This window comes from Allostella sp. (assembly GCF_041913585.1).
GTDB lineage: Bacteria > Pseudomonadota > Alphaproteobacteria > ATCC43930 > Allostellaceae > Allostella.
Window position 1 is genome coordinate 1 of sequence record NZ_JAYSFE010000172.1, and the last position, 7,591, is coordinate 7,591.

At 69.8% G+C, this 7,591-nt stretch carries 7 protein-coding genes; all 7 read right to left on the reverse strand.

Going from position 1 to position 7,591, the window contains the following annotated elements; all coding sequences use genetic code 11:
- Window positions 1–241: 241 nt before the first annotated feature.
- Window positions 242–1,657, reverse strand: a complete 1,416-nt coding sequence (locus ACE3Q3_RS21780) for an amidase (protein ID WP_374449516.1) — start codon at window positions 1,655–1,657, stop codon at window positions 242–244.
- A 4-nt stretch (window positions 1,658–1,661) separates the two neighbouring features.
- Window positions 1,662–1,853, reverse strand: coding sequence for a hypothetical protein (locus ACE3Q3_RS21785; RefSeq protein WP_374449517.1), 192 nt, complete (start codon window positions 1,851–1,853; stop codon window positions 1,662–1,664).
- Window positions 1,854–1,867: 14 nt separating this feature from the next.
- Window positions 1,868–2,842, reverse strand: a complete 975-nt coding sequence (locus ACE3Q3_RS21790; protein ID WP_374449518.1) for an ABC transporter ATP-binding protein — start codon at window positions 2,840–2,842, stop codon at window positions 1,868–1,870.
- Window positions 2,839–3,822: an ABC transporter ATP-binding protein gene (locus tag ACE3Q3_RS21795; protein WP_374449519.1), complete on the reverse strand. Its 984-nt coding sequence runs from the start codon at window positions 3,820–3,822 to the stop codon at window positions 2,839–2,841. Before ACE3Q3_RS21795 ends, ACE3Q3_RS21790 begins: the two co-directional genes overlap by 4 nt.
- A complete protein-coding gene (locus ACE3Q3_RS21800) occupies window positions 3,819–4,733 on the reverse strand; it encodes an ABC transporter permease (RefSeq protein ID WP_374449520.1) in 915 nt (304 codons plus the stop codon). The genes ACE3Q3_RS21795 and ACE3Q3_RS21800 overlap by 4 nt, the downstream gene beginning before the upstream one ends.
- A complete protein-coding gene (locus tag ACE3Q3_RS21805; RefSeq protein ID WP_374449521.1) occupies window positions 4,730–5,737 on the reverse strand; it encodes an ABC transporter permease in 1,008 nt (335 codons plus the stop codon). Before ACE3Q3_RS21805 ends, ACE3Q3_RS21800 begins: the two co-directional genes overlap by 4 nt.
- Window positions 5,738–5,799: 62 nt before the next feature.
- Entirely contained in the window at window positions 5,800–7,452 is a 1,653-nt protein-coding gene (locus tag ACE3Q3_RS21810) for an ABC transporter substrate-binding protein (protein ID WP_374449522.1), read from the reverse strand.
- Window positions 7,453–7,591: the final 139 nt, after the last annotated feature.

Genomic DNA, 7,591 nt, shown 5'->3' on the forward strand with positions numbered 1-7,591 from the left:
GATTCCTAATCCTGGGGCCGTGGGTTCGAATCCCGCCGGGGACACCACTCCCGTACAAGGCTGGGCACCAGTTCCTCGGGTGCCGGAAGAGTGCGGGTCGAGTCGCCGAACAGTTGGGCGCCGACCCGGCGATACTGCGGGGCGCCCGGTCGCAGCGATTTCACATCCGTCGGCCTGCGAGAACGGGCCTGCCTGCCATGGCCAGCCGGACTTGTCATGGCCGGCGCGGGCGCCGCTGCGTCTACGACACGGGCGGACGACGACGACGCCAGTTCTGGCTGCGCTCATAGGCATGGGCCGCGCGCAGGACTAGCGGGTCGGCCAGATGCGGCCCGTGGATCATCAGCCCGATCGGCAGCCCGTCGGACGTGAAGCCGCAGGGCACCGAGCAGGCGGGCTCGCCGGTTGCGTTGGCGACTGCCGTCAGGCCGGCTGCCAGTCCGAGGACCGAGGCCGGCTTGCCGTCGATCTCGACCGCCTCGACGCCGTGCGGGGTCGCCGGCAGCGGCGCGGTCGGCGACAGCAGGAGGTCGACCGTCTCGAACAGGCGGCGGTAGGCCCGCCGCACCCGGGCCCGCACCTGCTGCGCCTGGAGATAGTCGACCGCGGTGTAGGCCGAGGCCGACGCGAGATGGTCGACGAGGTCGGGACCGTAGTCGCCGGGCCGCTCCTGCAGCCAGCGGCGGTGGAAGTGGGCCGCCTCCGCCCAGGCGATGACGAGGCAGAGGTCGAGCCCGTGCCGGGCCTCCGGGATGGAAACCTCGACCGGTTCGGCGCCGAGCCGGGCGAAGACGTCGATCGCGGCGCGGACCGCGGCCGCCACCTCGGGATGGCACTCGTCGAAATAGACGTCCGTCGGGACGCCGACCTTCACCCCCCGGACGCCGCGGCCGATCGTGCGCCTGGTCCGCGGCGGCCGGCCGGTCAGGCACGACGGATCGCGCGGATCGGGCCCCGCGATCGCATCCAGCACGATGGCCGCGTCCTCGGCGGTGAGCGCGATCGGCCCGGCATGGTCGAACGACCAGCTCTCGGGAAAGACTCCGAACCGCGGCACCAGTCCGTAGGTCGGCTTGTGTCCGACGAGGCCGCACATGTGGGCCGGGATGCGGATCGAGCCGCCGGTGTCGCTGCCGAGGCTGGCCAGCCCCTGACGCGTCGCGACGGCGGCGGCCGACCCGCCCGAGGAGCCACCAGGGATGTGGCCGTGCCTCCATGGGTTGTGACAGCGACCGAAGAACGGGTTGTCGTTCGTCACGCCGCAGGCCCATTCGTGCATGTTGGTCTTGCCGACCAGGACCGTCCCGGCGTCCCGCAGGCGCGCGGCCGCCGGAGCGTCGAAGTCGGGGACATGATCGGCAAGGATCGTCGAGCCGGCGGTCGTGCGCACGCCCCGGGTGCAATAGAGATCCTTGAGGCTGATCGGGACGCCATGCAGCGGCCCGCGCCAGCGGCCGGCCGCGATCTCCGCCTCGGCGTCCAGGGCCTGCCGGCGGGCGAGATCGGCGGTCACGGTGATGAAGGCGCCGAGCCGCGGCTGCAGCCGTTCGATGCGCGACAGCGTCGCCTCGGTCAGGGCCACGGGCGACAGGGTTCCGGCCCGGATCGCCCGGCCCGCGCCGGCGATGGTCAGCCGGTCGAGTTCCTCCTCGCGCATCGCCTCAGCCCTCCCGCGGCGCCAGGAAGTCGAACTCCAGCCCGCTCACGTCCTCGGCATAGATGCGCGCCATCCGCACCTTCTGGGCGACGAGGAGCCGGTGGAGCCGGCGGGCGCGCGCCGCGTCGCAGGGCAGCCTCGCCCAGCGTGCGACGGCGAGGGCGGCATCGTGCGGCAGGGTCGTCTCGTCGGTCATGATCCTCGTCCTCCCTAGTGCGCATCCGCCATCTCGGCGGCCCGCCAGCAGGCCACCTCGCGGCCCGGCCCGCGCCGCTCCATCGGCGGATAGTCGGCGCAGCGCGCCTCGGCCCAGGGACAGCGCTGGCGAAGATGACAACCGGACGGCAGGTCGATCGGGCTCGGGATCTCGCCCGACAGCAGGAACCGCGGCGGCTTCTGCCGCGGGTCGGGATAGAGCACCGACGACAGCAGGGCCCGGCTGTAGGGGTGCAGCGGCGCGGCGAAGATGCTCTCGGTCTCGCCGGTCTCGACGATCTTGCCGAGATACATGATCGCCACCCGGTCCGAGACGCGGCGGACGGCCGTCAGGTCGTGCGAGATGAACAGGTAGGCGAGACCGAGCCGCGACTGGAGGTCGGAGAGCAGGTCGAGGATCTCCGCCCGTACCGAGACGTCCAGGGCGCTCGTCGGCTCGTCGAGGACGACGAGGTCCGGCCCCGTCACCAGCGCGCGGGCGATGCCGATCCGCTGCTGCTCGCCGGCCGAGAACTGGTGCGGGTAGCGCTCGAGCGCGGATGGGCCGAGCCGCACCATGTCGAGCGCCTCGACGACGCGCCGGTCGCGCTCGGCCGCCGACAGGTCCGGCACCATGCGCAGCGGTTCCGCGATCTGGCGGCCGATCCGCATCCGCGGGCTCAGCGAGTCGTAGGGCTCCTGGAACACCATCTGGATGCGCGGTCGAAGCCGGCGAAACGACCGCAGGTCCATCGCCGTGACGTCCTGGCCGGCGAAGCGGACGCTGCCGGCCGTCGGCTCCAGCAGGCGGACGAGGCAGCGGCCGGTCGTCGTCTTGCCGGACCCCGACTCCCCGACCAGCGCCAGGGACTCGCCGCGGCGAATGTGGAAGGACACGCCGTTGATCGCCTGGACCTTGCGGCTGCGGTCGATCGGGAACCACTTCACGAGGCCCTCGACCTCGATCAACGGATCGCCGGCCCCGGTCATGCCGCAATCTCCCCGGCCAGCAGGGCGGCCGAGCGGCGGCAGCGCGCGAGCCGGTCCGGTGCTGCCGCCGAGAGCTCCGGAACCGCCGCCCGGCAGGCGTCCTCGACGATCGGGCAGCGCGACGCGTAGGCGCAGCCGGACGGCGCCGGCGGCAGCAGCCGGGTCGCCCGCGCCGCGCCCCGGGCCGCATCACGGGCGGCGGTGGCAGCGCGCAGCAGTTGCCGGCTGTAGGGATGTGCCGGACCGTCGAAGAACGCCTCGACCTCGGCCACCTCGACGATTCGCCCCGCATACATCACGGCGATGCGGCGGCAATAGTGCGCGACCACGCCGAGGTCGCGCGACACCAGCAGCAGCGACGTGCCGTGCTGCCGCACGAGTTCGTCGATCTGGTCGAGGATCTGGCGCGAGATGGTCACGTCGAGGCCGGCGGTCGGCTCGTCCGCGATCAGCAGGCGGGTGCGGTGGGCAAGCGCCATGGCGATGATGACCCGCTGGCACATGCCGCCCGACAGTTCGTGCGGATAGGCCGCGACGCGGAGCGCGGGATCGGGAATGCCGACGTCTCGCAGCAGTTCGACCGTGCGCTCCATCGCGCGGGCCCGGCTGGCGTCGGAATGGGCCATGACGACGTTGGCGATCTGCGCTCCGACGGTCATCAGGGGATTGAGATGCTTGCGCGGCTCCGGCGTCGTCAGCGCGATGTCGCGGCCGCGCAGCCGGCGGAGTCCCTCCTCGTCGAACGTCGCGAGGTCCTGGCCGCCGAAGACGATGCGCCCGGCGGTCCGGCGCAGCGGGGGATCGACCAGGCCGAGGATCGCGCGCGCGAGCACCGTCTTTCCCGATCCGGATTCGCCGACGAGCCCGACCGTCTCCCCGGCCCCGACGGCGAGCGCCAGCTCCTGGACCACCGGCACCGCGCCGGCATCCGTCTCGCCGACGATCGACAGCGCCTCGACGCGCAGCAGCTCGTCCGTCATCGCTTGCGCACCGGATCGAGATATTCGCGCAGCCCGTCGCCGACCAGCGCGTAGCCGAGGATGGTGATGCCGAGCGCCATGCCGGGGAAGAGCGCCGTCCACCATTGCCCGGTCATCATATTGGGCGCGCCGATGGCGATCATCGAACCCCATTCGGGCGTCGGCACCGGCACGCCGGCGCCGACGAAGCTGAGGCCGGACGTGAGCAGGATCGAGAAGCCGATGGTCGGCGAGATGTTGGCGATCGGCGCCGTCAGCGCGTTCGGCATCACATGGACGAAGGCGATGCGGAGTTCGGACGCGCCCGCGCAGCGCTGTGCCTCGACGAAGGGACGCTCGCGCACCTGCAGCACCGCGCCGCGGGTGATGCGCAGGAAATAGGGAATGTTGAGAAAGGCGAGCGCCGCGATGACGTTCTCCATGCCGGGCCCGCGGAAACCGACCAGGGCGAGCGCGAAGATGAAGACCGGAAAGGCCTGGATGATGTCGGCCGTGCGCATGATGCCCTCGCTCACCATGCGCGGTACGCCGCGATTGGCCCCGAAGAAGCCCGACACGACGCCGAGCAGGACGCCGCCGACGAACGCGATCGCCGTCGACACCAGCGCGATCGTGAGGTCGATGCGCGGCGCCGAGATGACGCGGCTCAGGATGTCCATGTTCGACACGTCGGTGCCCAGCGGATGGGCCGCGGACGGGGGCTGAAGCGTCTCCCCGGGCAGCGCCGTCTCCGGCGGGTAGGGTGCGATCGTCGGGCCGAAGACGGCGAGGAACAGGCTGACGGCGACGATGACGAGGCCGAGCTGGAACGCAGGTCGCCGGCGCGTGAACCGCAGGAAGTCGCGAACGGCGCGGCGGCGCGCCGCGCCCCCCGCGACGATCTGCAGCTGGGCGGGGGCCGGCGCGGTCATTTGATCCGCGGGTCGATGACGAAGTAGGCGAGGTCGACGAGCAGGAAGACGAGCATGGTGAACACCGCCGAGAGCAGCACGACCGCCTGCAGCGCCGCATAGTCGGAGTTCACGACGGACTGGACGGCGTACTGGCCGAGGCCGCCCCAGGCGAACACCGTCTCGACCAGGACCGCGCCGCCGAGCAGGAACCAGGTGAGGATGCCGGTCACCGTGATGATCGGCGGCAACGCGTTCAACAGCGCGTAGCGCCACTGCATCCGCCGCGGCAACCCGGCTGCCCGGGCGTAGGTCACGAACTCCGAGCCCAGCATCTCCTGCATGGCCGACTGGGCGTTCTTGAGCACCAGCGGCATGTAGACCAGCGTCAGCACGCCGACCGGGAGCACGAGCTGCGCACTGGCCGAGGCCAGCGCCTCCCAGTTGGCCGTCAGCAGAGAATCCACCGTGTACATGCCGGTGATGTCGGTCGGCTTCGACACCATCAGGTCGATCCGCCCGATCGGTCCCGGCAGCCAGGCCAGCTTGTAGAAGAAGACGAAGATCGCCAGCAGCGCGAACCAGAAGTCCGGCAGCGAGCCCGCCATCATGCCGTAGACGAAGACGGCGCGCCCGAGCACGCCGCGACTGCGGATCGCCGTGTAGACGCCGAGCGGCACGGCGATGACGACGCTGAAGAGGACGGCATAGAGGATCAGTTCCAGCGTCGCCGGGAAGCGCTGGCGGATATCCTGCATCACCGGCTGGGCGGTGCGCATCGAGGTGCCGAAGTCACCGGCCGCGACGCGCTCGACATAGCGCGCGTACTGGACCCAGACCGGCTGGTCGAGGCCGAGCTGGCGGCGCACCTCCTCGACCCGCTCGGTCGTCGCATAGGGGCCGGCATAGAGATAGGTCGGGTCGCCCGGAAGCTGCCGGACGAGGAAGAAGACGATGAGCGAGACGACCAGGAGCTGGAGCGGCAGCACCAGGAGCCGTCGGCCCGCATATCGGAGGAAGCGCACCGCTGGAGGTTCCGCGACGATCGGAATGCGGTCCGGCAATCAGCTGCCGGACCGCCCCGTTGTCACTGCGTCTTGAAGAGACGTTCGAAGTGGACGTTGTTGTCGGGATACCAGGTGGCCCCGTCCCAACCCTTCTTCATGGCCTCGCGCCAGCCCGGATTGACGAGGAAGATCCAGGGCACCTCCTCGGCCACCAGTTGCTGGATCTTGCGATCCATCTGGGTCCGCTCCGGGCCGTACGGCGTCGTGAACATGAGCTCGGTCAGCTTGTTGAGCTCGGGCGCGTCATGCAGGACCGCGTTCATCACGTTGTCCTTCGGATGCGACAGGTAGACCCAGGCCGTGTAGCCGGTATCGGCGATCCACGGCCACTGGAAGTTGTCGCAATGCGCCATCTGCTTGCGCTGGAACTTGCTGTCGGAATAGACCGCCGACGGCAGCCCCTGGAGCTGGACCTTGATGCCGATCTTCTCGAAGTTGCTGCGGATCAGCGTGCAGGTCTCCTCCATCTCCGAGATCGCCTTGTCGTAGGCGATGGTCATGGGGAACCCGTTCGGGTAGCCGGCTTCGGCCAGCAGCTTCTTCGCCTTGTCGAGGTCGGTACGGTAGGGCCAGAACTCATCCGTCTGATTGGGGAAGATCTTGGGCGTGATCGAGCGGATGATCTCGCCCTGGCCGCCATAGACCTTCTGATGGATGTCCTCGTATGGCACCGCCCAGGCCAGCGCCCGGCGCACCGCCGGCTTGGCCATGATCTCGTTCGTCTGCACCATGCCGAAATACGGGATGAAGTTGGCGGCGTGGTGGACGAGCTTGAGGTTCCCGTCCTTGGCGACCTCGTTGTACTCGCGTTGCCGCAGGCGCATGGCGTAGTCGACGGAGCCGCGCTTCAGCAGCGCCAGCCGGGTTGCCGAATCCGGCACGATCTTGATGACGACGCGCGCGATCTGCGGCTTCGGCTGGAAGTGCGGATTGCGGACCAGGATCAGTTCCTCGCCGGGCGTGTGCTTCTCGACGTGATAGGGGCCGAAGCCGGCGGTGTTGGTCTTCAGCCACTCCTTGGCCCACGGGTCGGCCGCCGACGCCCGCTTCTTCGCCTCGGTCGAGTCGAAGGGGCCGCCGTAGTAGTTCATCGCCAGGAGTTGCAGGAAGAGCGGGTTGCGGGCGGTGATGCGGAACTGCAGCTTGTGCGGTTCCGGGCAGCTGACGCCGTCGATCGAGGCGAGGTTCATCACCTTCGTGAAGAAGTACTTGACCGACTTCATCTCGAAGCCGCGCGCCCAGCTCCAGCGCAGGTCCTCGCAGGTCATCTCGTTGCCGGCGAAGCTCTTGATGCCCCGGCGCAGATTGAAGGTCCAGGTGAGGCCGTCGGGGCTCTCCTGCCAGCTCTCGGCCCAGCGCCCGGTCACCTGCTTCTCGCCGGCCTGGTTCGTGCCGGCCCCGCAGACGCCGTACTGCTCCCACCAGACCGGCTTGTACTGGACGACGTCGCCGCTATAGACGTTGGCCAGCAGGTTCTCGACCTCCATCGTGAAGGCCGTCTCGTCGAAGGAAGGCGGGCTCGCCGCATAGGCGGCGACGAAGGTCGCGTCGGGTGCCCCCGCCGGGGCGGCGGGGCAGGCCTTGTCCTGCGCTGCCGCGGTTCCGATTCCGCAGGCCAGTCCGGCCGCGGCGAGCGCCCCGACCAGTCGCAAGGCGAATGCTGTTCGCGTCATCGTGGTCCCCTCCGTCCAGATTGGAGACATCGCTGTCGGCCGCGGCCGTTGGCCGACCCTGCGACTGAGTTCGGCTACGCGTCTGATTGAAGTCTAGGCAGAGTTTCCGGCCCACGCCAAGGCCGATCGGCATCGAAAT